This is a genomic window from Paracoccus denitrificans (genome assembly GCF_900100045.1).
Taxonomy (GTDB): Bacteria; Pseudomonadota; Alphaproteobacteria; order Rhodobacterales; family Rhodobacteraceae; genus Paracoccus; species Paracoccus denitrificans.
The window spans coordinates 142,577-168,746 of the sequence record NZ_FNEA01000007.1; the positions used below are offsets into that span (position 1 = coordinate 142,577).

At 70.3% G+C, this 26,170-nt stretch carries 15 protein-coding genes; 8 read left to right on the forward strand and 7 right to left on the reverse strand.

The annotated features are described in order from the left end of the window. The first annotated feature begins 410 nt into the window (after positions 1–410). From BLT64_RS07960 to BLT64_RS07990, 4 genes are all read left to right on the forward strand, one after another. Positions 411–1,190, forward strand: coding sequence for a LytTR family DNA-binding domain-containing protein (locus BLT64_RS07960; RefSeq protein ID WP_175474403.1), 780 nt, complete (start codon positions 411–413; stop codon positions 1,188–1,190). Between the two features lie 525 nt (positions 1,191–1,715). Then, entirely contained in the window at positions 1,716–3,401 is a 1,686-nt protein-coding gene (locus BLT64_RS26280; RefSeq protein WP_011748745.1) for a Hint domain-containing protein, read from the forward strand. Between the two features lie 17 nt (positions 3,402–3,418). Further along, positions 3,419–4,138: an outer membrane protein gene (locus BLT64_RS07985; RefSeq protein ID WP_011748744.1), complete on the forward strand. Its 720-nt coding sequence runs from the start codon at positions 3,419–3,421 to the stop codon at positions 4,136–4,138. Between the two features lie 78 nt (positions 4,139–4,216). Continuing rightward, positions 4,217–4,519, forward strand: coding sequence for a hypothetical protein (locus BLT64_RS07990; RefSeq protein WP_128492955.1), 303 nt, complete (start codon positions 4,217–4,219; stop codon positions 4,517–4,519). 260 nt (positions 4,520–4,779) lie between these two features. Here the strand turns inward: BLT64_RS07990 and BLT64_RS07995 are convergent, their stop codons facing one another. The 4 genes from BLT64_RS07995 to BLT64_RS08010 all read right to left on the reverse strand — a co-directional run bounded on the left by BLT64_RS07995 (position 4,780) and on the right by BLT64_RS08010 (position 14,050). Next, the gene (locus BLT64_RS07995; protein ID WP_011748742.1) at positions 4,780–6,729 is read right to left on the reverse strand and encodes a caspase family protein; all 1,950 of its coding nucleotides are present in this window, start codon (positions 6,727–6,729) and stop codon (positions 4,780–4,782) included. Continuing rightward, on the reverse strand, positions 6,698–11,611 hold the full coding sequence (locus tag BLT64_RS08000) for a two-partner secretion domain-containing protein (protein WP_011748741.1): 4,914 nt from the start codon (positions 11,609–11,611) through the stop codon (positions 6,698–6,700). Before BLT64_RS08000 ends, BLT64_RS07995 begins: the two co-directional genes overlap by 32 nt. Positions 11,612–11,657: 46 nt before the next feature. Continuing rightward, positions 11,658–13,421: a ShlB/FhaC/HecB family hemolysin secretion/activation protein gene (locus tag BLT64_RS08005; protein ID WP_011748740.1), complete on the reverse strand. Its 1,764-nt coding sequence runs from the start codon at positions 13,419–13,421 to the stop codon at positions 11,658–11,660. Between the two features lie 116 nt (positions 13,422–13,537). After that, positions 13,538–14,050 carry an OmpA family protein gene (locus BLT64_RS08010; RefSeq protein ID WP_232290469.1) on the reverse strand — a complete coding sequence of 171 codons (513 nt, stop codon included), beginning with the start codon at positions 14,048–14,050 and terminating at the stop codon, positions 13,538–13,540. Positions 14,051–14,236: 186 nt separating this feature from the next. Between BLT64_RS08010 and BLT64_RS08015 the strand changes: the two genes are divergently transcribed. From BLT64_RS08015 to BLT64_RS08030, 4 genes are all read left to right on the forward strand, one after another. Next, on the forward strand, positions 14,237–14,992 hold the full coding sequence (locus BLT64_RS08015; protein ID WP_041529969.1) for a PP2C family protein-serine/threonine phosphatase: 756 nt from the start codon (positions 14,237–14,239) through the stop codon (positions 14,990–14,992). 1 nt (position 14,993) lies between these two features. Beyond that, positions 14,994–15,941, forward strand: a complete 948-nt coding sequence (locus BLT64_RS08020; RefSeq protein ID WP_011748737.1) for a M15 family metallopeptidase — start codon at positions 14,994–14,996, stop codon at positions 15,939–15,941. Continuing rightward, on the forward strand, positions 15,917–18,322 hold the full coding sequence (locus BLT64_RS08025; RefSeq protein WP_011748736.1) for an ImcF-related family protein: 2,406 nt from the start codon (positions 15,917–15,919) through the stop codon (positions 18,320–18,322). The genes BLT64_RS08020 and BLT64_RS08025 overlap by 25 nt, the downstream gene beginning before the upstream one ends. An 82-nt stretch (positions 18,323–18,404) precedes the next feature. After that, on the forward strand, positions 18,405–20,756 hold the full coding sequence (locus BLT64_RS08030; RefSeq protein WP_011748735.1) for a type VI secretion system Vgr family protein: 2,352 nt from the start codon (positions 18,405–18,407) through the stop codon (positions 20,754–20,756). Here BLT64_RS08030 and tagF read toward each other — a convergent pair. Genes tagF through icmH form a run of 3 tightly spaced genes read right to left on the reverse strand, consistent with a single transcriptional unit; the run spans position 20,743 to position 26,162 of the window. Next, positions 20,743–21,258: a type VI secretion system-associated protein TagF gene (gene tagF, locus BLT64_RS08035; protein ID WP_011748734.1), complete on the reverse strand. Its 516-nt coding sequence runs from the start codon at positions 21,256–21,258 to the stop codon at positions 20,743–20,745. The genes BLT64_RS08030 and tagF overlap by 14 nt on opposite strands. Further along, on the reverse strand, positions 21,240–24,770 hold the full coding sequence (gene tssM / locus BLT64_RS08040) for a type VI secretion system membrane subunit TssM (protein WP_011748733.1): 3,531 nt from the start codon (positions 24,768–24,770) through the stop codon (positions 21,240–21,242). Before tssM ends, tagF begins: the two co-directional genes overlap by 19 nt. After that, positions 24,771–26,162 (reverse strand): type IVB secretion system protein IcmH/DotU, encoded by a 1,392-nt coding sequence (gene icmH, locus BLT64_RS08045; RefSeq protein ID WP_011748732.1) that lies wholly within the window; start codon positions 26,160–26,162, stop codon positions 24,771–24,773. Positions 26,163–26,170 lie beyond the last annotated feature (8 nt).

Here is a 26,170-nt window from a genome sequence, read left to right on the forward strand (position 1 = left end):
GCGTATCGCGGCACTGTCCGAAGATGCAGTTCATGCCTGAACTGTCGGCAAGGACGGATCGCCAGTTGCGGAAACGGTTGGAGAGCCAGGCAAGGGCCCCGCCGCCGACCGCCACCTGAAAAAAGCGATCCGGCATGACTGTCGACCGCAAGGGTTGAGTGCGATGGAATCGCGCAGGGTGTTAACCAGACAGTATCCTGTGTCCACATAGTATTGGGTAGAACTTGCCAGGTTCAAGGTTGACGGTGAGTTGTTAATGATTGGAGAGGAACATGGAGGTATCCCCAAAAACCGTTGTCACGTTTTGCAACGGCTCGTCCGTAACGCCTTGCCCCCTGTTCATCCGCGCCATTGTCAGGAATTGCAGGTTCCAGATCTTTGCCATTTTCTGCATGGTCCTGTTCGTCTTGATGCGCCCCTATCGGGCCCATGCCGAACTGGATAAATGGCAGTCCGTTTCGATAATATTTTCCATGGGGGTGGTCGTCTTTGCCCTGTATTTCCTGTTTCTATCGCTTTCGGGAAAATTCGGCGGCCGGCTTGGCATTCGCAGCGTCCATACGATCTGGATGGTCCTGCTGACATCGTTCATCGCGACGTTTCTGGGCGAATGGAGCGTTTCGCTGTTCGATGGGCCAAGATTGCCCGTTCGTGAAACCACGTTCCTGTGGGTTTTCCATTTCGCGATCTTCCTTGGGCTGGAAGTCGTTTTTGGAATCTTTGTCCTTCCCGATGTCATCCGGCATGTGACGCAGCCCGAACCGGCCGAGGTGTTCGCCCTCCAGCCGCCGGTGCAAGCCTTGGCAGAGGTGCTGCCCCTGGACCCTTTGGTGCCCGAGGGGGGCGAAACCGCATCCGACATGTGCGTCATCACCGTTTCGGACAAGAGGTTTCTGGCGCAATGCATCCGCTCGGTATCCTCGCAGGAACATTACATTTCGATTTCGACCTTCAAGGGCGAGAAATATTTCCTGCGCGGCAGGATCCGCGACTTTCTGGAACAGATCCCGGATGAGTTCGGCTATTGCATCCACAGGTCGCATTGGGTGTCCTGGAGCGGGATCGAACGCGTGAACGTCGCCAATGACAATATGCTGGTCTATCTTGACGACGATACTTTGTTGCCCGTGGCGCGGGGCAGGCGGTCGGATTTTATCGAACGCTGGAACCGCAGGCTTTCGATAGGGTGACACGCCTGCGCCGGGCCGGGCGCAACCGGGGCGGCAGCCTCGCAATTCGCGACATTCGGACGGCCCAGTGCCGACAACCTGGGCCGACAACCTGGCGGCGACTGACGGCCGCGCGATCCGGGCCGTGTCTCGGCAACGGGCCGGGCAAGCATCGCGCGGTTTGCCGGCCGCATGGCCGGGACTGCCATTGGCGGCATCCGATGGGGATTCTGCGGTTATGGCTTTGATGTTGCCCGCCTTTGGCGCAGCCGACCGGCAAGGGGCCGGCGCTTTGCCACAGAATCGCTTTCAACTGCATCCTGCGGCGGCGTCGGGCCGCGAAAGGCCGATCACCCCCTCATCCACGCATTTCACGATGCATGAAATGCTTTTCGTGACAGATGGCGAGGCACTCGGGACTCGCGCCTCGGTTTAGCGCGCGGGCCTGCGTATGTCGTTCGGTGCGAGTGGCCCATCCAGCCCCGCATGCGTGTTTCGCGCACCAGCCAAAAGGCGCTGTCACAATACGATCGAGGGGATTAACGAGTGGCTATTATTCCAGGGACGAACGGCAACGACATCCTTAACGGAACACCCCAGGACGACGAATTCCACAGGGGCAATGGCTTTGATCTGGTCTATGGCAACGACGGCAACGACCTGATGAACGGCTCTGACGTCGACATGGGGGCGGACACGCTCTATGGCGGAGGGGGCAGCGATACCATCACAGGCTCGATAGGCGGTGATTCCATCGACGGGGGCGATGGCGACGACTACCTTTACGGTGCAAGAATAGACAGCACGCCTGACGGCAATGACACCATCTTTGGTGGCGCCGGCGACGATTATATTCAAGGCATGATGGGCTCCGACCTGCTATATGGCGGTACTGGAAATGATCGCATCGTCGGGGATGGCGGCGGGGCCACTGCCGGTCATGCTGACACGATTTACGGCGACGAAGGAAACGACCGGATCTGGGCTGGGGGTGGCGGTGATCTCGTCTATGGCGGTGATGATAACGACTTGGTCTACGGCGATGCCGGAAACGATACGCTTCACGGCGATGCCGGAAACGATACGCTTGCAGGCGGTGCCGACCATGACCTGATCTATGGCGGTACCGGCGACGATCTCCTTTTGGGCGAAGCCGGGAACGATCTGGTTGACGGCGGTGCGGGGCACGATTCCCTGCTTGGCGGCGCCGGGAGCGATACTCTGCTGGGCGGCGCGGGCAGGGACACCTTGGACGGTGGTGCGGGCGCCGATACGCTGACCGGCGGCCTGGATGCGGACGTGTTCATCGCGGACGGCACGGCGGACACGATCACCGATTTCAACGCGACCGAGGGCATCGGCGACGCGGACAGCAGCAACAACGACCTTGTCGACCTGTCCGCCTTTTACAACCAGACCAGGCTGGCGGCGTGGAATGCCGCCAACCCCGGCCTTCAGTTCAACACCCCGCTTGACTGGCTGCGCTATGAACAATCGCAGGGTGCGCTGGCCTCGGCCGGCGGGCTGCGTATCTTCAGCAGCTACGACCCGGTGACGAATGGCGGCACCTTCGTTTCGGCGGAACTGCTGAACGAGGAAAACACCAGGGTTCCCTGCTTTGCCAGGGGCACGCGGATCGCGGTGGCCGATGACGAGGTGGCGATCGAGACCCTGCGGGCCGGCGATCTGGTCCAGACGCGGGACAACGGCCTGCAACCGATCCGCTGGATCGGCTCGCGCAAGCTGAGCGCGGCAGAGCTGAAAGCCATGCCGAACCTGCGGCCGATCCGCATTGCCGCGGGCGCCCTGGGCAAGGGCCTGCCGGTCGCCGATCTTCTGGTCTCGCCGCAGCACCGGGTCCTGGTGCGCTCGAACATCGCGCAGAAGATGTTCAAGACGCGCGAGGTGCTGGTGGCGGCCAAGCAACTGGTGCTGCTGGAAGGGTTCGATATCGCGAACGACCTGCAAGAGGTGGAATATTTCCACATGCTGTTCGACCGGCACGAGGTGGTGCTGTCGAACGGCGCCGAGACGGAATCGCTTTATACCGGCGCCGAGGCGTTGAAGGCCGTCGGCAAGGCGGCTGCCGAGGAAATCTTTACGCTTTTCCCGCAACTGGCCGATCCCGACCATGTTCCGACCCCGGCCCGATACCTGCCGTCCGGTCGCCAGGCCCGCAAGATGGGCATGCGCCATCTGCAGAACAACCGCCCGCTGATTGCTGCCCAATAACACCCAGAGGTCATAATATGTTTAAAAGTATTGCTATTTCGACGAGCGTTCTGCTGGCCGCGGTTCCGGCATTTGGCGGCGGCTTCACCATTCCCGTGGTCGAGACTCCGGTCGTCATGCCGCAAGAGGTCGCGCCCGCCATCGGGAGCTGGGAGGGGCTGTATCTGGGCGGTGCCCTCGGATCCGCTTTCGGCTCGGATGACCGGGTCGGCATCTCGCAGCCGGGCGGCGGCGCGGCCTATACGCCGGGTTCGGTCGATATCCGGGGCGCGACCTTTTCCCTTCAGATGGGCTATCGATGGCAGCGCGAGGTTCGCGGCCGGCAGATCGTGACCGGCCCCGAACTGGCCTATGAGGCCGGCGGCGCGGATGACAGCTTTTCGCGGGCGGGCGAATCCGCGTCGAGCGAGCTGAACGGTCTCTTGTCGCTGCGCTGGAAGACCGGCGTGCTGAACGAAGCCGAGGACCTGCTGTTCTACGGGTCCGTCGGCATTGCGCACGGCTCGTTCGACTACACGGTGACCGGCGCCGGCATGCGTTACGACGGCGATTTCACCGACAGCGCCCTGACCGTCGGGCTGGGCGTCGAGAAGAGGCTGAACGAGCGGGCGTCGCTGTTCGGGGAATGGGAGTTCCGGCAGTTCGGCAAGACGACCCTGACCGATGCGGCCGGTTACACGACCCGGGCGACGCCCGAGCATCACAGCATCCGCGTCGGTGTGAACTTCGCTTTCTGACATGTGACTGAGCGCATCCGTCCGGGTGCGCTCAGCCGACCTCCAGCTTATTCATGGACGATCCGAAGGAGACCGGGTGTGAGCTGTGCTGTGAGAGAGTTGCAGGTGCTCAAGGCCGAGAAGCATGCGGCTTCGATCATCTCGGACGGGGAATGGAAGGCGCTTGTCGAATATCATTTCGGCAAGGACAAAGAGCGGAGCTGCTATTATTCCGGCTATCTGAACGGGCAGCATGACGCCCTGCAGATCGCGGCCGAGATCGCCATGGCCATTGCGGGCACCGTGGCGGACGAAGGATCGCAGCGGATGGTCAGGAACCTGGCGTCGATCCTGGTGCTCATGACCTCCGAGACGCAGGCCAGCCCGGTCGGGAGTTGCTAGGGGCTGGCACGGCCGGGGTGCATTCCGCGCCTTCTGTTGCGGCTGCGGCGCTGTCTTTCATCCGGTAGGCCGCAGGCTTTTCGTTGTCGCGAGGGGAGGAATCGGCCGGATCGGCGGCCTCCCCGATATCTGCCGATCCGGCCAGTTTTGCTGCATTCCGCCCGGTCGTCAGGCCGACCTGTCCCGGCGGGATGCACCGCGGCGTTCGACGGGTGCGCTTCTGTCGGATCGGCGGGCGGTGCGCAATCTCCGGGCATCGCTCAGCCTGACAGTGCGGCGGTGTCGAAGCCGCCGTTGCGCCACAGCTCCAACGCCTGATCCAGTGCCGGGCCGGGTTCGCCGTCTGCCTCGCCCTGATAAAGCCCCGCCCGCGCCAAGCGGCGTTGCAGCGCGCTCAGCGTCTCGGGGTTCCAGTTCCCGTCCCGCTCGGCCAGCTCGCGCAGCAGGCTGCCATCGTCCGAGGCGACCCCCAGCAGCAGTTGCACCGCCGCGCGCGAGGGGTCGCGGGGCAGGCCGCGCCCCTCGTCCAGCAGCACGGCTGCTGCGCGATGGCCGCGCGGCTCGCCCTCGCGCGCGGCGCGTTCGAACAGTGTCCGGGCGTCGCCGGGATCGCCGAAGCGGCCCTCTTGCGCCAGAACGCCCAGGTTGAAGGTGGCGATGGGCGATCCGGCCTGCGAAGCCTGCTGCATCAGCGCGATGCCCCGCTGCCGGTCCTGGGGGCGCCGGCTGTCCAGAAGCGTCACCGCCAGATTGATCGCCGCGTCGGCGCTGCCGGCGGCGGCGGCCCTTTCGTAAAGCGCCAGGGCCCCGGCAGGGTCGGGCGCTACGCCGTCGCCGGTTTCCTTCAGCAGCGCCAGGCTGACCATGGCCCGCAGGTCGCCGCGCCCGGCCGCGTTTTCGTAAAGCGCGACCGCCTCGGCCCGCAGGCCGGCCGCCGCGGTGGCCCGCGCCAGCAGCGCGACGTATTTCGCCTGCCGGGGGTCGAGGCGGCTGGCCTCTTCGCAGGACCGCATCGCCTCGACGGCGTTCTGCGCCAGAAGCTCGTAGGAGATGCCGGGCGTGGTCTCGGTCCCGTCGCGCGGATGGGTGGCCAGCAATTCGCAGCGCCGGGCCGGGCCGGGGTCGGTTTCGGCGGACAGTTCGGCCAGCATGCGCCGCGCCTCGTCGATATGCGGCCCGTTGGGATAGCTGCGGGCATAGCTTTCCAGCAGCGGCTTCAGCCGGCTGCGCCGCGCCAGATCCCAAAGCTGCTCGCCCGCCGCGCCCTCGGCCTCGGGTCCCAGGCTGCGCCGCGCCTGGCCTGAGCGGGCGGGGTCCTGCGCCAGCAGCGCCAGCACCTCGCCGACATGACTGCCGTTGGGATAGCGCTGAAGGTAAAGGCGCAGCAGCGCCGGGTCGGCGGCGCGGACGGCGACCTGGTAGAACAGCGTCTCGGGCGAGGCCGTGGGCGGTCCGTCGGCAAAGCGGAACTGCCGGGTCAGCGCCGAGGCGTCCCAGGGAATCTGCTGCCCGCCCGTGCGCGCCATCACATCCTTGCGCACCGCGATCATCATCTCGCCGATGTCCTGCGCGGGGGTGTGGATATGGCTCAGCAGCGCCTCGGTGAAGGTGCCGTTGCGGCCGGCGCCGTCGAAGGCCACGGCACCGGGCTGGGTGGCATAGGCGATCAGGAAATCGGCGGCGCTGCCGATGCGGGCCAATCCGCTGCCGCCGTCGGGAAGCCGCAGCGGATTGTCGCCGCAGGCGTCCAGCAGCACGATCTTGATCCCCGGCACCGCCGCCATCGCCGCCATCGCCTCGTCCAGCGCAACGGTGCGGGCGGTGGCCTGGTCGAGCCGCTCCAGCCGAAAATCCCGCGGCAGCAGATAGTTTTGGTCCGCGACCTGAAAGGCATGGCCGGCATAATAGAACAGCGCCACCTCGGCGGTCCGCGCCGCCGCGCCGAACTGGCCGATCAGCGCCCGCATCTGCGCCTGGTCGCTGTCCACGCCCAGGATCACCTGGAAGCCGAGGTCACGCAGGGCGGCGGTCATATCCTCGGCATCGTTGGCGGGATTGTCCAGCGCCGGCACGCCGTCATAGGCGGCGTTGCCGATGACCAGCGCCACCTTGGGTGCCGCTGCCGCCTGTGCGGCCAGCAGCAGCGCCGCGATCAGGGCGGCCAGGATGGCGGCGGGCCTAAAGCCCGACCGCGCGCACCAGGACGGCATCGGCTTTCTCGACCGTGGCAAGGATCAGCCCCTCCTGCCGGGCATGGGTGCGGGCCAGTTCGGGGTCTTCGACCCGCAGCAATTCGATCTGCTTGACGATTTCGGCCCGGGCGTTCGACATCGTCCGGCTGGCCTCGCGCAGGGCGTCGCGGCGGATGGCGCGGCGCTCGGCCTCGCTGCCCGCCGTGGCCAGCCGGTCCAGCGCCCGGCTGCGCGCCGCGCCGATATCCGCGCTGGCTTGGCGCAGGATGGCCGAGACCGTCTGCATCGAGGGCGGCAGTTCGGCCGAAAGCTCATCCAGCGCGCTGGAATAGCGGTCCAGCGCCCGCGACAGGCAGGCCAGCATGTCCTCGGCCTGGCCCTCGTGCTGGCTGCAGGCGTCGATCATCTGCGAGACCTCGTCCGACAATGCGGCCAGCCGGGTCAGCCCGTCGTCCTGCGGGCCGGAGGTGACCGGCGGCGGCCCGCCCGGCAGCACCGAAGCCGTGCCGGCCACCGTGATCGGGAAGGGCACCGGGCCGTCCGTCGGGTTCGGCAGCGCCGTTCCCGGCAAGGTGTTCTGCGGGATCGGGATCCCCCGGGTCGCGGCCGGGTTGACGATCTGCAAGGTTCCCGGCGCATAGGCGATGGCATAGTTCGCCTCGGCCCCGTCCAGCATCCGCGCATCCGAGGCGGTGATGCCATAAAGGCCGGGCGGGCTGGCCGGCGTGGCATCGCTGGCCAGCAGGACGCCGGTGATCGTGTCGCCCTCGGCCAGGCTTCCGCCGGTCAGCGCCCAGTCCAATAGCGGCGCGGTGCCGAACCGGGCCAGGCTGTCGCGCGCGCCGATGATGATGCTGCGCGGCACCACCTCCAGCGCGCCCTCGGCATAGCTGATGATGTAATTGCCGGTCGCATCGCCGTCCGCGCCGCCGATCCGGGCTCCGCCTGCGGTGATGGCATAGGGCGTGCCGGCGACCCAGGCCCCGGCCTCGGCGCCCGCGCTGGCCAGATCGACCGCGGTCAGCCGGTCGTCATGGCGCAGCCCGGCCGCGGTGGCATCGCCGGTCGAGAACAGCAGCCGCTCGCCATAGATCTTGCTCAGGTCGTCGGCCGAGACGGTCAGCAGCGCGCGGTTGATGGTCAGGCTCGCCGCCGAGGCGATGATGTCATAGCTGGTGCCGCCGGGCGAGGTGACCGTGCCCGCCGTCTGGATGGCATAAGTCCCGGCATTGCGCGTGCCCGCCGGCAGGCTGAAGATCCCCGCGACCAAGGGCTGGTCGCCGAACAGATAGCGCCCCAGCCCATGCACCGTGCCGCCGGGCGTGGGCAGGGCGTCGCCATAGGTCGCGGTCAGCGGCGTGGGCTGGGTCCAGAGCACGGGGTCGATGCTGTAGATCTGCGGATAGGCGCCATTGCCGCCCGGCGCCCAGGTGGTGGTAAAGCTCCAGCCCGTGGCGCGGCCCATGAAGCCCGCAGTATCGCGCAACTGCGCCGTGGTCAGCCCGGTGCCGCCGGCGGATTGCTGCTGCCCGCTGGTCTGGCGGTCCCAGAACGACACGGCGACGCTGCCGGTGCCTTCGCCTTCGTCATCGGCCCCGACCAGCCCGCCGGTGCGCAGCAGGGCCGGCGTTGCGGTGGCCGCGATCCGGCCCGCGGCATAGCTGCGCTCGATGCTGCCGGCGTTCGAGCCGACCAACCCGCCGATGGTCGCCGGCAGGTTGCCGGAATAGGTCACGGGCGCCAGCGAATAGGCGTCGGCGATGCCGCCGTCGTTCCAGCCCGCCAGCCCGCCCAGGGCCGAGCGCGGCGCATCCGGGCCGCCCGTGCCGTCCAGCGCCACCCCCAGGCGGCCCGAGGCGCGGGCTCGGGCGATTTCGCCCGGATTCCAGCCGACCAGCCCGCCCGCCGCGACGGCCGCATCACCCGAGATGTCGACGGCATTGCCGGCAAAGACATCGGCGATCGTGCCTTCATTCGCGCCGATCAGCCCGCCGATCTCGGCGATGCTGCCGCTTTCGGGCAGGCCGGACAGGGCAAGGCCCAGACTGCCCAGGGCATAGGCGGTGCCGACCGTGCCCTCGTTTGTGCCGATCAGTCCGCCGGCCCGGACATAGCCCGCGGTGTCGAGGTCCATGGCCACATCGCTCCAGGCATCCGAGACGGTGCCGCTGTTCGTCCCGGCCAGGCCGCCAAGGGCCAGCAGGCGGATGGTCTCTGTCCCTCCCTGCGTCAGGGCGATGCCGCCGGTTGCCGAGACCCCGGTCAGCGCCCCCGCATTCTCGCCCACCAGCCCGCCGATGACCCAGTTTCCGTTGCCGGTCTGGGTGATCTGGGCGGCGGCGGTTGAATCCGCGATGCTGTCGCCGTCATCGGTCATCCCGACCAGCCCACCGATGCGCGAGGCGGGGGCGAAGCCCTCGCTGTTGTCCTCGGACCCGTCGAAGCCGGATTCGATGCTGCCGGCATAGCGGCTGCCGGTGATCGTCGTCCCGCCCAGCGACTGCCCGACAAGGCCGCCGGCAAGAACCACGTCGCCCCAGCCGTCCGCCTCGCCCGAAAGCGCCAGGGTGACGCGCGATTCCGCGCCGGTGATGCGGCCGTTGCCGAAAACCCCGGCTAGCCCGCCAAAGCTGGCGCTGCTGACCGAATCCTCGCCCATCTCGGCTTCGATCCGGCCGGTGACCAGCACATTCGCGATCACGTTCGGCGCCTCGCCGGCCTGCGTCTCTCCGACCAGGCCGCCTGCGACGGCGGCAAAGCCTTGCTGCGCGCTCAGGTCGATGTCCAGCACGCGCAGGTTGCGGATCGTGGCGCCGGCGATGGTGCCGAACAGCCCGCCCGGCCCCGAGGAGACGACCTGCGCAAGCCCGGTGATCGCATGGCCGCCGCCGGCCCCGGCGCCGTCGAGGCTGCCCGAGAACGGCGTCCCCCGGCTGCCGATGGGCCGGAACCCCGCGCCAAGGTTCCAGGCGGCCGTGCCCGCCGCCGCGATATCGGCGCCCAGGGCGTAATGCGCTCCGGCATGGCCGGCCGAGCCGATGCCCTGGAGCCCGTAGACATCGGCGATGACATAGCGGCTGGCGGCGGTCCCGGCGCCGCCCGTCGCACGCAGGAAGCCCGCGGTGTCGGATATGGCGAAGTCGCGCGCCGAAAAGCCGGGCAGCGTGGCGGCGACCTGCCGCCATTGCGAGGCGCCGTTCAGGCGGAAGCTGTCCACTGCGACGCCCGCCATCGCCGTGATCAGCGGCGCTTGCAGGTTCAGCGCCCCGGCCGGTCCCTGCACCGACGCGTTCAGCGCGATGCTTTCGCCTGCGGTCATGTTCAGCGCCGTGGCGCCGCTCCAGCTCAGCGCGCCGATGCTGGTGATGCCGGCGCCCGCGGTCAGCGACAACTGGCCCGGTCCGCTCCAGCTCATCGCGGCGTTGACCAGCAGGTCGTTGTCGGCGCGCAGGTCCAGATGGCTGGCCGCGCCGGCGGCGAAGGTCAGGGTCATCGGCGTGTCGACCACCAGGTCGCCGGCATCGTCGCCCTCTCCCTCGGTCGACAGGATGTAATGCCCCGCATCCAGCAACATGCTGTAGATATCCGTCACCAGCACATGCGTCGGATCGTCGGGGTCATAGCTGTCCTCGCCGACGATGCGCAGGTTCTGCGGGTCGAAAAGCACGGTGCCCGGCCGGCCGCGGGGGGCCGAGACCCGCACGTCGGAACTGCGGATCGCCAACTCGCCGCGGCTGGATATCTCGGCAAAGCCGCCGTTGCCGCCCTGAGTGCCGCCCCGGGCCGAGACGCCGCCGGCAAAGCGGGTATGGGCATCCGACCAGACGATGATCCGCCCGCCATCGGCACGGCCGATCCCGTCGGCCAGCAGTTGCGCCCTGGCATCCAGCGTGGTGCGCCGCGCCCGGGGCAGGTCGCCGGTGCCGCGATAATCGCCGCCGACGCGGATCAGCCCGCCGCCGCCGGTGCCGCTGGCATCCAAAACGGCGCCCTCCAGCGCGATGCGGTCGCCGGTGATGGTGATGCTGCCGCCGCGCCGGGGCCGCACCGCAGGCCGTTCGGCGGTGATTGGTGCCGCCGCGCGTCGGCCGCCGCTGACATCGACCCGGCCCGCGACCCGCACCCGGCCGCCGTCGCCGCCGCCCAACACCACCCGGCCCGAGCGGCCCGAGACGGTGCGCGCCTCGGTCACGCCGGTGAGGTTGATCGCATGGCGCGCGGCATGGCGTGCCGTCGCCGCCTCGATCTCGATCACGCCGCCATCGGCCGAGATCCGGCCGTGCTGCCGGACCAGCGCCATGGCCTCGCCGTCCTCGGCGGGCGGCAGGGCCACCGACAGGAAGTTGTCGCCCGAAAGGTTCAGCACCGCCCGCCGCCCCGCGCCCAGCCCCACCGTGCCCAGCGGCACGCGGATCGTGCCGCTGTTGGCGACCCGTCCGCCCAAGAGCGCGGCATAGCCGCCGGGGATGATGTCGATGTGGCCGCGATTCTCGACCGTGCCGGGCCGGTCGCCGGAAAAGCGCAGCCGGCCGGCGGTGAAATCCTCGTTCGAGATGTCCAGCGTCGAGCCGACGAAACCCGCCGTGGCGATACGTCCCTCGCGCCCGACCAGGATGCCGTTGCGGTTGACGACGAAGACCTGGCCGTTCGCGCCCAGAAAACCGTCGATGCGGGTCGGGCGGTCTCCGGTCACCCGGTTCAGCAGCGCTGCGTCACGTCCCGGCTGATGCACCCGGACGGAGCCGCCGGCCCCGATGCTGAAGCTGCTCCAGTCGATGATGGCGCGGTCGCTCCGCTGGTCCACGCGCATGGCGCCGGTGCGCGGCGTGCCGACGCTGGCGCTGCCGCCGACCACGTTCGGCCCGCTGGGCAGGGTCTGCGCCGCCAGCGGTCCCGGCACCAGCGCGCTGCATATGAGCAGCGCCGCCCACAGCCGGCGCCGGGGGCTAGAAGCGATACGAACTGACGATCGTGAAACGCGAGGGATCTTCCTGTCCATCGTCCCTGTTCCCTTTGCCGTATTCGAACCTGATGAGCGCCGAGGAATAGCTGGGGTCGCGGATCAGCCGCAGATCGACGCCGATGCCGAAGGAGGTGGCCTTGATGCGGGCCGCCTCGTCGGCCGAGGGGTTTTCCAGATTGACCGCGCCCACCGCGGCAAAGACATAGGGGCTGACCACCAGCGGGCGGCCGAAGCCCTGCGTCGGAAAGTGTCGCGCCACCTCGCCGCGCAGGAACCAGCCGGAATCGCCCGACAGGCTGCCCAGGTCAAAGGCCGACAGCCCCTCGGTCGAGGCGATGCCGAACTGCTCGCTGGACAGAAGCGGGTCGCCGAACGCGCTTTGCGCCTGCCCCGACAGCGCCAGGCTCCAGTCCTGGCGAAAATCGCGGTCATAGCGAAAGGACAGCTCGAGCTTGCGGAAATCCGCGTCTGCGCCGTCGCGCGACAGCGGCAGGGCCGGCGTCGCTTCGGCAGCGCTGCGCGCGCCCAGGGCGTCCAGCCCGAGCGACAGCACCGCCGCCATGCGCAGGGCGCTTTGGTCGGAAAGCTGCCAGTTGCCCTCGCCGGTCAGGCGCAGGACGCGGGTGCGGTCCTTGTATAGCCCGAAATCGCCGGCGCCGGTTTCCAGATCCTGCCGGTCGCGTTGCAGGTCCAGCGCCGCCGTGACCGAGATGTTGCGCTTGACCGAGCGCACCACCGGATAGAACAGCCTGAAGGACAGCCGGTCGAAATCCGAGGCCGTGGCCACCGCGCCCGTGTCCGGTCCGGTCCTGGAGCTGGCCGCCTCGATGCCGAAGGTCAGTCCGTCATGGCCCAGCGGAAGCACCGCGCCGCCGGCCAGGGTGCGCAATTGCGGCCGGTCGCTGAAATAGCCGTCATCGCCCAGCCTGGGATGGCCCGAGGCGCGCAGATAGAACACCTCGCCCCGGCCGAGCTGGTTGTTCAGCTCGACCCCGGCGCTGAGGTTCCACCGCCCCAATTCGCGTGAGAAGCTGTTGTCCAGCCCGACGAAGCCGGTGACCGAGCGGAACTGCGGGTTCAGGATGATGATCGTCCCGCCGGGCCGGGCGCCGGTGGACAGTGCCGATCCCAGCGCGACGCCGAACATGTCGCCGGCCAGCAGCAGCCGTCGCTCGATATCGGGCAGCCGCAGCGTCGGGCGGTCGACCAGCGGCGCGGTCATGGCGTCCAGCCGGGCGCGCAGGCCGGGCGGCGCGGCGCTGGAATCGATCCTCTCGACAAAGCCGCTGACCACGGTCAGGCGCAGCGCGCCGCCATCCTCCAGCGTCTGGGCGGGGATGACCACGCGCGACAGCACATAGCCGTTGCGGACATAGGCGGCCTCCAGGTCCGAGGCGGCGGCGAAGATCTCGGAGACCGCGATCCGCTTGCCGGTCAGGCGCTGGCGCAGCGCTGCGACCTCGGCCTCGCTGCCGGGCAGAGCGCCCTCGACCCGGACATCGGCCAGCCGGATCGACAGCCGATCCGCGCCCGGGGGTGCGGCCAGCCCCGGCGAGCCGCTGAACACGACCGAACCCGACAGGCGCTGCATCGGCGGCTGATAGCTGTCCTGGGTGATCTGGCCTGCGGTCTGGGTCCGCGCCGGCCCGGTGGGCAGGGCCAGCAGGGCCAGGGCGGCAAGCGCCGTTATCAGGGCTGCGGGGGCGGTTGGGCGTGGCAGGCGGATGCCGCGTCTTGCGAGTGTCACTTTCCTGCCTCCCCCGATCAATGCGACGACATGGCCGTCGTCCTTGTTTCGTCAGGCCGTCGAATGTCTTTGCGTCGTCGGTATCCCGCCGGAACCTCCGGCGGTGCGGTCGTTCGTCAGCTCAATGCCTGAAACTCGACCCGGCGGTTTTCGGCGGCCGCCGGATCGGCGGGATTGGCGAGGAAGCGTTTGCCCATGCCAAGCGCCTCCAGCCGCGAGGCGGTGATGCCGCAATCCTGGACCAGCCAGCGGCGCACCTCTTCGGCGCGCAGCTTCGAAAGGGTTTCGTTATAACTGTCGCTGCCTTTTGCGTCGGTATGGCCGACGATGCGGAACAGCCCGACATCCGATTGCCGCATCGCCGAGCACATCCTTTCCAGGGCCGGGCGCTGGTCCGGCGCGATGCTGGCCGAATCGAAGGCGAAGCGGATCGCGATATTGACCTGAAGCTCGGGCGCGAATTCGCCAAAGACCACGGTGCCGGACGGCTCCGTCGCCTCGGTCGCGCCCTGTTCGCCGCCCTGCGTGACCGAGATCATGTCCAGCCCGCGCGTCTTCTGGCCCTGAAGGGTGGCGCGATACATCTCGCGCTGCGCCTCGAAGCGTTGCAGGATCTGCTCTTCGGTCAAGTCCTGGCCCTGGGCAGAGCCGGCCAGAAGGCAAATGCCGCACAATATGGCTAGACCAGTCCGCAGCACGGGAATCACCATAAAAAACTGCATCCCTGAAATAATATTTTACGCTAAACTAAGGATGTTTTCAATTCTTGCGCGATTGTTCGGGATGAGGTTGCCTTGCCTGCAAAGGATCACCCGGTGAACGGTCCCACCACCCGGCGCGGGCTGTCGGTTCGGGGCGCCGGGCTGACCCATCGCGGCGCGGTGCGCGACCAGAACGAGGACGCGATCCTGGTCGATCCCTCGGGCCGGGTCTGGGCGGTGGCGGACGGCATGGGCGGACACCGGCTGGGCGGCTATGCCTCGGACCGGGTGATCGACGCGCTGGAAACCATCGCCGACAGCGAAGAACCCGCCGAGGCGCTGGCCGCGCGCTTTGCGGCGGCGGATGTGCTGATCGCAGAGCGGGGCCGGCGCGAGGGTGCGGTGATCGGCGCCACCGCCGTTGCGGCGATCATCCGGCGCGGCCGGCTGACGCTGGCCTGGGCGGGGGACGCGCGGGCCTATCTGCTGCGCGACGGCGGGCTGGCCCTGCTGACCCGCGACCATTCGCTGGTGCAGGAATGGGTGGATGCCGGCCGGCTGGCGCCCGAGGCGGCGCGCGGCCATCCGCAGGCCAATATCGTTACCCGCGCCGTGGGGGCGGGGGCGGCGCCGGAATTCGTCGCGCTGGACCTGGTCGTGGGGGACCGGCTGCTGCTGTGTTCGGACGGGCTGACGCATGTGCTGCCCGACGATGCGCTGGCCGCGGCGCTGCGGGACACCCGCCCCGGCGCCGCGCCGGGTGCCGGCACGCCCGCCGATGCCGCCTGTGCCCGGCTGGTGCAGCAGACGCTGGCCGCGGGGGCGCCCGACAATGTTTCGGTCATCGTCGTCGACATCGGGCCGGGCTGAGATGGGCCGCCGTCCCGTCCCGCCGACGGCCCCGCCCGCGCGCAAGGCGCCGCCGGGGCGCAGCCTGTCCCGCGCGCCCCGGCCGGCGGGCACGCTGGCCGCGCCGATCATCGTGGCGATCGGCGTGGTGATCGGCGCCATCGCCTTTGCGGTCACGACCTGGTTTCTCGACAGCGCCGACCAGGCGACCGAGCTGCGCCTGTCCCGGCAAGAGGCCGAACTGGCCGTGCTGCGCGAGGCGCTGGCCGAGGCGCGGGTGGAACGTCAGGGCCTGCGCGCCGACCTGGCGCAGCTGCGCGACGACCTGAGCCTGGTGGCGAACCGCGCCCCGGTCGCGCCGCCGCCCCAGGTCGCGCCCCCGGCCGATCTGGGCGGCGAGGATTTCGAAAGCCCGCCGCCGACCGAGGCGCTGACCGAGCAGATGCGGCTGGCGAAGTCGCGCTTCAACAAGGGCATCACCCAGCCGCGCAACGCGACGATGCTGGCGATCCTGGGGCAGCCGCGCGACAGCTACAACACCGATTGCCAGCCGGTGACCAATCCCCGGCTGCGGGGGTTGATCGAGACGCGCAAGGTCGGGCCGATCACCGTGACCATGCTGAAGCCCGCGCTCGACAGCCTGTCGCGGGTGCTGGAGCGGCTGCGGGAAAGCGATCCCGACATCCATGCCAAGCTGGGCACGGCCGGGGGGTTGTGCGCGCGGCTGATCCGCGGCTCGACCCGGTCGATCTCGAACCACTCCTGGGGCACGGCCATCGACCTGACGCTGGAGGGGCAGCTCGACCCCTTTGCCGATGGCGCGACGCAGTTCGGGCTGCTGATCCTGGCCGAGTATTTCAACGAGGAGGGCTGGTTCTGGGGCGCCGCCTATAACAGCCGCGAGGATTCGATGCATTTCGAGGTCGGCGAGGAGACGCTGCGCAAATGGCAGGCCGAAGGGAAGCTCTGACCGCCGTCGCCGGGCGGCTGGCCCAGCCGGTGCTGGCCTATGCCGAGCGCCTGCCCTGGGTGGCCGAGGACATGGCGGCGCTGGCCGGCCATGCGCGGGTGCTGCTGGACCGCTTCGGCACCGAGGCGCTGCGCGCGGGCCTGCCGCCTCAGGCGGTGGCGGCGGCGCGGGCCGGGTTGGCGCTGCTTTTGCAGGATGCGGGCGCGGCCAATCCGGCGCTGCCGGGCTGGCAGGGCGCTGCGCGCGGCTTTGGCGCCATGGACGGCGCCAGCCTGGCCGAGGCCCTGCGGCGCGGCGGGCCCGAGCTTGACCCGGTGCGCGACCTGGTTGCCGATTGCCTGGCCCGGACCGAGGCGCGGCGCCAGGCGCTGGACCGCAGCCGGCCGGCGGGCTGGGGCGCCATGCTGGCCGTGTTGGCCGGGGCATGGCTGCTTGCCGCGCTGGGCTGGGCGTTCTGGGTCGAAACCGGGCAAAGCCGGGCGCTCGACCGCCTGTTTCAGGCCGAAGCGGTGGCGGCGGGACTGGATCGCGATGCGCCTTTCGCCGATCTGGGCGCGCGGCTTGATCGGTTGCAGCGGGCCGAGGCTCAGGTGGCGGCGGGCATGGCGCGGGTCCGGGTGCGGCCACTGGGCTGGCTGACCGGGCGCGACGCCGCCCGTCGCGCGGCGGCGGCGCTGGCCGAGGCGCGCGCCCGCCACCTGCCGCCGGCGCTGGCCCGCGCCATCGACGGCGCCCTGGCCGGCGAGGGCGAGCCCGCAGCCGCCTATGACACGCTGCGCGCCTGGTCGGTGCTGTCGGGTGCGGCGGAATGGCAACCCGCCTGGCTGGCCGGCTGGGCCGAGGATCGCGTCGGCGCCGATCCTGCGCTGGCCGGCCTTGCGCCGCATATGCTGGCCCTGCCGCGCCGTCCCGACACCCCGGTCGTGCCGCCCGATGCCGAATTGCTGGCGCAAGCGCGCATCCTGGCGGCCGAGGCGCCCGAACCCGAGCGCGCCTTTCTGGAACTGCGCCGCTTGGCCGAGGCGGCGGCGCTGCCGCCCTGGCGCCCCTTGCAGGCGCTGCCGGTGCTGGCGGATATCGCCGAGCGCCGCTCGGGTCAGCCGCTGGGCCGGCCGATTCCGGGGCTTTACACCGTCGCCGGCTGGGACATGGCCCGGGCGCGCGGCGCGGGGCTGGCGGTCGAGGCGGCAAGGCAGGCCGGCGCGACGCTGTTCGCCCAGGCGCCGGCCCAGCAGAACGACAGTCCCGACCGGGTGATGGCGCTGCTGCAGGGCGCGACCTTGCAGCACTGGCAGGACTGGCTTGCGGACCTGCGGCTGCGTTCCTTTGACGACCGGCGGCGGGCGGTGCTGGTCTCGGGGGCGCTGTCGCGGCCGGATTCTCCCCTGGCGGCGCTGATCGCCGAGGTCTGGCGTCAGGTGGGCGGCACCGACCGCAGCCGCCCGCATGAGCTGCAATTGGCCGTCGCCGTCCGCTTCGGCCCCGAGATCCAATATGTCGAAAGCGGCCGCATCGCCCAGATCGCCGCGCTGTTCGCCGAGTTGAACGTGGCGCTGGGGGCCATGGACGCGGATGCGGCGGATGCGCAGCGCCGGCTGCTTGGCGTGCAGGCCCGGGCGCGCACGGTCAGGGCGCTGCGCGACGCGCCGCCGTTGATCGGCCGGCTGGTCGAGGACACGCTGGCCGAAAGCGGCGCGGCCGAGGCCAGCGACCTGACCAACCCGCTGACCCGCGCCTGGCAGGCCGAGGTGTTGCCGCTTTGCGCCCCCGCGCTGGCCGGGCGTTTCCCCTTTGCCCAAGGCCCCGATGCCGATCCGGCCGCGGTCGCCGCCCTGATCGGGCCGGGCGGCGCGATGGACCGTTTCCTGGGCGCACGCGCCGCCACCCTGCTGGACCGCGATGCCGATCCCTGGCGCTGGAAGCCCGAGGCGCGCTTTGCCGGGCTCAGCCCCGACAGCGCCGCCTTTCTGCAACGCGCGCTGACGGCGGGGGCGGCGCTGGCGCCGGGGCTGCGCATCTCGGCCGCCGCTCTGGCCGAACGCGGCCGGGCCACGCTGCTGGTCGGCGGCCATGGCGGGCCGGTGGGCGCGGCGGGGGATGCGGTGGCGCTGGACTGGCCGGGCGCCGATCCCGCCGCCGGGGTCGAGGTCAGCTTTGCGACGCCCGAGGGCGCGGCCCGGTTGCAGCAGCCCGGCCCCTGGGGCCTGATGCGCCTGCTGGCGCCCCTGCGGCTGCGCGAACGCGACGGCGGCCGGCGCTTCCTGATCGACCTGCGCACCGAAGGCGCGCGGCTGTTTCTGGAGATGGAGTTCGAGCGGCCGTTGAACCCGCTGTCGGCCCGGCGCCTGCTGGCGGGGCTGGCCTGTCCGCAGGTGCTGTAATCATTCGCCAATCCGCCCGGCTTGCGCCATACTGGAACCGGCAATCCGGCCGGTCGACCGGCCCCGGAGGCAGGAGGCCAGCATGTCATCCGCCCGCGAGATCACCGTCGCCATCCCCGCCATCGGCGAGCCCGTCACCTTCGAGCGCATGGAGGGCGAGGAACAGGTCTCGGCCCCCTTCGCCTTCGAGCTGCGCTTCTCGGCCAGGACGCTGGACCTCAAGCCGGCCGATCTGCTGGGCACCCGCGCCACCATTGCCGTCAAGGGGGCCGAGGACAGCGAGCCGCGGCATTTCGACGGCCATGTCGCCGAGTTCGGCCTGGCCGAGATCCGCGACGACTTCGCCTTTTACCGGCTGCTTCTGCGCCCGGCGCTGTGGTTCGCGAGCCTCGCGACCGACAACCGCATCTTCCAGAACCTTTCGGTGCCCGACATCATCGAGGAGGTGCTGCGCGCCTATCCCGACGTGGTGCTGGACAAGCGGCTGGAGGGCAGCTACCCGCCGCGCGACTATTGCGTCCAGTTCGAGGAAAGCGACCTCGACTTCCTTCAGCGGCTGATGGAGGAGGAGGGGATCTTCTATTTCTTCGAGCATGGCGAGGACGGCCATGTCACCGTGCTGGCCGATGCCAATGCGGCGATGAAGCCCGTGCCGGGCGCCGAAGAGATCGCCTATGAGCCCGACAGCCCCAGCGCGCCGCGCGAAGGCGACTACCTGACCGGCTGGGTGCCGCGCGCCTCGGTGCGGATCGGGGGTTTTGCGCAGACCGATTACGATTTCCTCAAGCCATCCTCGGACCTGATGGCGACGGCGAGCCGGCCCGAGGGCCATGCCGGCGACCGGCGCGAGGCTTACCTTTATCCCGGCCGCCATCTGGAGCTGGGGCGCGGCGACCGTCTGGCCGGCATCCGGCTGGAAGAGGCGCAGGCCGCCTTCGAGCGCGTCGCGGCCGAGGGCACCGCCCGTCCGCCGGGACCGGGGCGCAGCTTCACCCTGACGGGTTTCCCGCGCGAGGCCGAGAACGACCGCCATCTGGTGCTGTCCGCCCGCTATCGCATGTGGGACGATCAGGTCCGCGCCGGCCAGCGCGCCGGGCAGGAGGGGCGCGATCCGCTGGGCTATCACGTCCGGCTGGTCTGCGCCCCGGCCCGCATCCCCTTTCGCCCCGAGCGCCGTACGCCGCGCCGGCCGATGCGCGGGCCGCAGACCGCCGTGGTGGTGGGGCCGGCGGGGGCCGAGATCTATACCGACGAGCATGCGCGGGTGAAGGTGCAGTTCTTCTGGGACCGCAAGGGCCGGCGCGACGCGCATTCCAGTTGCTTCGTCCGCGTCAGCCAGACCTGGGCCGGGGCGGGCTGGGGCTTCATCCAGATCCCCCGCATCGGGCAGGAGGTGATCGTCGATTTCCTGGACGGCGATGCCGACCGGCCCATCGTCACCGGCCGGGTCTACAATGCCGAGCAGGTGCCGCCCTATGGCCTGCCCGGCAATGCCACGCAATCGGGCTGGAAATCCAACAGCTCGCCCGGCGGCGGCGGCTGGAACGAGCTGCGCTTCGAGGACAAGGCCGGCGCCGAGGAGGTGTATTTCCAGGCGCAGAAGGACCATAACGAGCTGATCAAGAACGACGAGACCCGCCGCATCGGCCATGACTGGATCGAGGATGTCGGCAACGACGCCACCCAATCCATCGGCAACGACCGCCGCGAAAGCGTGGGCCACGACAAGTTCACCACCATCGACGCGAACCGCCAGGTCTCGATCGGGGTGGACGATACGGAAAAGGTCGGCGGCCATCGCAGCCTGGACGTGGGCGCCACCGAGACGATCCATGTGGCCGCCAGTTCCACCGAGGCCATCGACGGTGCGCATAGCCAGACCGTCGGCGGCGTGCAGACCATCACCGTCAAGGCGGCGCGGGTGGACAGCGTGGCCGCGACCGAGACGCGCAATGTCGGCGCGGCGCAGACCAATACCATCGTCGGCGCGCGCGCCGTGACGGTGCTGGCCGGGCAGAACCATGCGATCACCTCGGACGACGGCTGGAAGGTGGGCGGCAACCGCTCGACCAACGTGGCGGGGAACGAAACCGTGGAGGTCGCCGGCAACCGCAGCCACAAGGCGGGCGGCAACCGGGTCGAGAAGATCAGCGGCGATTCGACGCTGGACGTCGCCGGCAAGCGAGGCACCACGGTCGGCGCGGACGAGTTGCACAAGGTCGGCGGCAAGATGGCCCTGGACGTGGGCGCGGCGCTGGCCATCGTGGCGGCGGATTCGATCTCGCTGACCTGCGGCTCGGCCGCCATCGTGCTGAAAAAGGACGGCACCATCACCATCGAGGGCAAGGACATCATGATCAAGGGCTCGGGCAAGATCGACGTGAAGGCGTCGGGCGAAACCTCGGTCAAGGGCTCCAAGGTCAACCTGAACTGAAGATCGCCGCCAGGGCCGGTTCGGGTGCCGCCGGATCGGCCTCCAGCGCCGGATGTCCGCGCCGCCACAGCAGTAGCGGCGGCGCATCGGCCTTGCCTATGGGCGTGGGCAGGGCCGCCAGCGCCTGCCACAGCGCATCCGGGTCGGGTTCGGCGGCGGCTTGCAGCGCGGCCTCGCACCAGGGCTCCAGCGCCTCGGGCCCGGGCAGCGTGTCGTCCAGCAGGAACAGCGCCAGCGGAAAGCGCCGCCCCACCGCGTCGGCCGAGGGCAGCACCAGCCCCGCCGCCGCCCGCCCGCCCGAGGCGATGCGCAGCCGCAGCCCGCCATCGGGCCAGTCGTGGGGCCAGTCGCCGGGCCAGCCTTCGCGCCCGGCCAGATGCGTCGCGGCCCAGCGGTCCCAGCGGCGGCGGAACGCCTCGGGCAGCCCGCGGCCGACGAAATCCCCGCGCGCGGGCAGCTTGCCCCAGAAGCCGGCCTGCGGGCCTAGAACGCTTCCGGGCATCGGAAGGCACCGAACATGCTGAGATCGAAGGGATTCTCGACCGAAGCCGCGCGCAGTTCGAACCGGGCGGCATAGGGGCCGATGCCCAGCCGCAGGCCAAAGACCTCGGGCAGCGCGGTGGGCGACAGCCCGGCCTTGCGCACCAGCCGCAGCCAGGCCCAGGCGCCGGTTTCGGTGCTGATCGCCTCGCCCGTGCCATCCACCGGGGTGAAGCTCAGCGAGATCAGGTTGGTGCCGTCCTTGCCCGGCCAGGTCATCGGCATCGGCCGGGCGGCGGCGTTGAAATAGACCAGGCTCTGCCCGTCCACGTTCAGCGTCACCCGCGCGGCATTGGGGGTCAGGTCCTTCGGCTCCAGCGTAAAGGCCATGACCGGCCCGGCACCACCCGGAAACAGTGCGTCGCGGATGGCGCGGGCCTGTTCGAACGGGGCCAGCGTGCGGGCGTCCAGCCCCAGGTCGGCCCGCCAGCGCCAGGGCCGCGCGCTGGTATCGACATAGGGCGCCAGCGTCTCGTTGGTGAAGCCGTCGAAGCGGCCGCCGGGTCCGAAAAGCTGCTGGAAGTCGCTGACCGTCACGTCGATGGCCGAATCCGCGACGAAGGGATAGCGCCCCCCCGTCGCCGCGCGGCAGAAGGGCAGCACATCCGCCCGCCAGCGCGCGTTGAGCTGGGCCAGGATCGCCTCGCGCGTGACGCTGATCGTGTCGCCGGCGATGGCGCCCAGCCAGGCGTTGACCGGGTCGGGCAGGGTGGCCGCGACATTGCGCAGATCGCCCGTCAATTGCGGCAGCCCGCCGCGCGACAACAGCGCCGCCTGCGGATCGGGGCTGGCCTGCACGGTCAGAAGCTCCTTGGACAGCGCCCCCAGCGCCGTCTCGGCATCCGCGATCAGCGGCGGCTTGCCGTCCACCTCGGCGACGATGGCCTTGAGCGGGGCGAAATGCCGGGCGATCTCGGCCCCGGGCGGCGGCGGCTCGGGCTCTCCCGGACGGCGGGCGGCGGCGGCGACCTTGGTGCCGATCCTGGCTGCGGCGCCAAGGCCCAGCTTGCCGGCCACCTTCTTCAGCACGCCGGGATTGATCTCGGGGCTGTCGCCCTGTTCGGGCGGTCGCGCCAGGTCGGTTTCGGCGACGACGGCGTTCAGCAGCCGCTTCAGCGTGCTGTCGGGGCTGGCAAGGTCCTTCAGGTTCGCGGTGGCGGTGGCCAGGTCGGGGATCGGCGCCAGCCGCACGTCGCGCAGGAACCCCTCCCAGGCATTGATGAAATCGTCCTGGTAAAGCTTCATCATGTCGGCTTGCAGCGAGGCGGCCGAGGCATCGGCGCTTTCCGCGCAGCCGCCGGCAAAGACCTTGCGGTCGTTCAGCGCCGCCTCGGCCATGCCGGGCAGCATCGGCAGCACCGTGCCGTGAAAGCCCTGCCAGGTAAAGGCGCCGGGAATGCCCTGGCGCAGGGTCTGGCCCGACAGCCGCGTCAGCACCTGCCCCGCCAGCGGCCCGGCCTTTTCCGCCGGTATCCAGTCGGGCAGGGTGGCGATCTCGGGTTCGGACATCAGCGCGCGATAGGTGCGCAGCGACAAGGGCACGGTGCAGATCGCCTGCAAGGCGGCCTCGACCAGCTGCGGATTGGCCTCGATGCGGCTTTCGTCGCCGCCCAGCCGGTCCAGCGCGGCAAGCTGCCACAGGCGCGCGGCCTCGGTCGGGAAGGGGGTCTCGGCGGCAAAGGCGGGCAGCACCTCCTGCCACCATTCCGCGAGCCAGGCGCGGTCATAGGGACCAAGCCCGGTCAGCATCTGATAGGCTTTCAGCGCGCCCAGCAGGAAATCCGGGTCGCGGATCTGCCGCCACATCGTCGCCTCCAGAAAGGCGACCATGCGCGGCTCCAGGAGGTTGCGCAGTCCGCGTTCGCGTGCCAGCCGGGCCGCGCCCTCGATCTCGGCCGCAGCCGAGGGGCCGATCAGCGCCAGCGGCCCGCCGGGCACCGGCGTCCGGGCCGCCTCGATCTCGGTCATGGCGTCAAGGGCGACGGGCAGGTCCAGGGGCTCGGTCGGGGCCTGTCGCGAGGCGGCGTTGGCAAGCCGCCCCGCAAGGTCGGCCAGCAGGCGCTGCTGGTCCGCAACCGCGCCGGACTGGCGCATGGTGTTGAACAGAAAGCCCAGGCCCGCCAGCAGCACCAGCAGCGCCGCCGCCACGGCCGAGCCGCGCCAGATCCATGTCCGGCGCTCCTCGGCGCGCGGATCGAACAGGCCCAAGCCCGCCTCGCCGAAGATCACCCCGGCCAGCAGGTCGTGCAGGAAGAACGACCGCCGCTCGCCCATCGCGCGATGCGGCACCGGCGCGGGCGCAAGGCCGAAGCCCGCCGCCATCCCCGCCAGCATCCGGTCCAGCGGCGAGCCCTCCTGCGTGGCCGAGCTCAGGTAGAAGCCGCGCAGCCAGGGCGTCTGCTCATAGCGGCTTTCGCCGAAGGCGGTGTCGATCAGCAGCCGGAGCGGCGCCTCCAGCCGCTCGAACTCGGCCGGAAAGCGGAAGATCGCGGCGCGCTGCGGCAGGTCGGCATCCTCGGCCAGCCGTGCGTCCAGCCGGCCCTCCAGCACGGCGGCGAGGCTGCGAAACTCGCGGGTGATCGCCTCGGGCTCGGGCAGGGCGTCGACCGGCAGGGTGGCGCCCCAGACCTGCGCCCGCTCGGCCGAGGTCAGCGCGCCGAAGAACGTCTCGAAGCCCGGCAGCCGGTCGGCCTTGGTCAGCATCAGATAGACCGGCAGCTGCATCTCCAGCCGCTCGGCGATCTCGGTCAGGCGCTTGCGGATCTCGCGCGCGTGGCGGCGCAGCGCGTCCTCGGGGCCCAGCAACTCGTCCAGCGACAGGGCGACGATTACCCCGTTCAGCGCCCGCCGGCCGCGATGCCTTTTCAGCAGGTCGAGGAAGCCGGCCCATTCCGCCGCATCGCGCTCGGGTTCGCTGGACTGGTCGGTATAGCGGCCGGCGGTGTCGACCAGCACGGCGTTTTCGGTAAAGAACCAGTCGCAGTTTCGCGTGCCGCCAACCCCCTTGAGGTCGTCGTTCAGCGCGATGGGAAAGTTCAGCCCCGACTGGCGCAGCGCCGTGGTCTTGCCGGTGCCGGGTGGGCCGATGATGACATACCAGGGCATCTCGCGCAAAAAGCGCCGCTTGCCCAGGCGCGAGCGCGCCAGTGTCGCCAGGATCTCCTGGAACTTGCCGCCGATCTCGGCCGCCGCATCGGGCGTGTCGGGCAGGGGCGGTGGCGCGGCCAGTTCGGTGACGAACATGCGGTTGCGCCGCGCGGCGCGGATCTGGCCGACCAGCAGGATCAGCAGCCACAGAACCAGGATGGCGCCCAGGCAGAGCGCGCGGACCTCGGCGCTTTCCAGCGGTGCCGCCTCGCCGACCGAAACCAGCGGGCCATAGAACCAGATCGCTGCCGCCAGCAGCGCCAGCCCGACGAAGGTCCAGAAGCCGCGAGACAGGAAGAACCGGAATATGGCCTTGAGGATACGCATCTATTGCCTCTTCTCGATGCGGATCTCGATCCGGCGGTTCTGAGCGCGGCCATCGCGGGTGGCGTTGTCGCCCACCGGCTGGCTGTCGGCGCGGCCCTCGGCGCTGATGAGTTCGGCGGGCACGCCGGCCGCCGCCAGCGCCTGCGCGACGGTTTCGGCCCGCGCCTCGGACAGCCCCTGGTTCGAGGCGAAGGGATTGCTGCGCTGCACCGGCACGTTGTCGGTATGGCCGCTGACCGCGACCGCGCCGATGCGATGGGCATTGGCGACGACGGTCCTGCCGATCGCCTCGACCAGCGGCTGATAGGCCGGGTTGAGACTGGCCTTGGCCGAGCGGAACACTTCGGGGTCGCTGGCCCGCACCACCAGCACCACGAGGCCCGAGGTCTCGCGCCCCTTCATGGCCGGGCGCAGGGCGGCGGGCAGTGCGGCCTCGAATGCGGGCAGCAGCGGGTCGATCACGGTTGCCGGCAGTTCCGGGGCCGGCTCGACGGTCTGGCGGACCGGGCGGAAGATCGCGGCGCGGTCGGGCGGCGGCAGGCCGGCGGCCTGGGTGAACAGGCTTTCCGCCTTGCCCGACAGATGCATCGAGAGGCCCGTATGGATCGCCAGGACCAGCCCAAGCGCCCCCAGCCACAGCGTCCACAGCGGCACCGCGAATCGGCGCGGCGTATCCGGCGCGACCACTCCGGCGCCATGCGGGGCCAGCGGCGCGGCCTCGCGTTCCGGGTCGCGCAGCAGCCGGGCGATTTGCGCGCGCAGCGCCACCAGCGCGCCTTCGCCGGCGCCGCCCTGCACGCGATACTTGCCGCGAAAGCCCAGGCAGAGGCACAGCCACGCCAGTTCCAGCAGGTCGCGCTCGCCCGCCGGGTTGCGCATCAGCGTGTCCAGCCGGTCGAAAAAGCGGGTGCCGGCATCGACCTCGCCGGTCATCTGCGTCACCAAGGGCTGCCGGGGCCAGTCGCTTTGCCCGCCCCAGGGCGTGTTCAGTGCCAGGTCGTCCAGCAGGGCGGCGACGAACCAGGCGCCCTGGTCGGCCCGGCTCAGCGGCGTGCCGGCGGCGACCGAGGCGTCGCGCCCCTCGACCAGCACCGATTGCAGCCGCGCCCGCAGCGCATCGGGGCGGGCGGGGGGATTGGCGCGCTCAAGCTCGGGCGCCAGTTCCAGCAGCGTGGCATGGGCGGCGACCAGCGGGTTGGGATGCGCCCGCCCGCGCCGGGCATGGGGCGCGGCCTCGGGCGCGACGGGATCGGGCGGCGCCTGCCAGGCGGGGCGCGGCAGCATCGGACCGGGCGGATCGGGCTGGGATTGCGGCCGGCCCGCGCCCAAGGGGCGGATCCGGGTGCGGCCGGGGTCGCCGAGGCCGAAGGGATCGTTCGGATCGCCGCCCATCCCCCGCC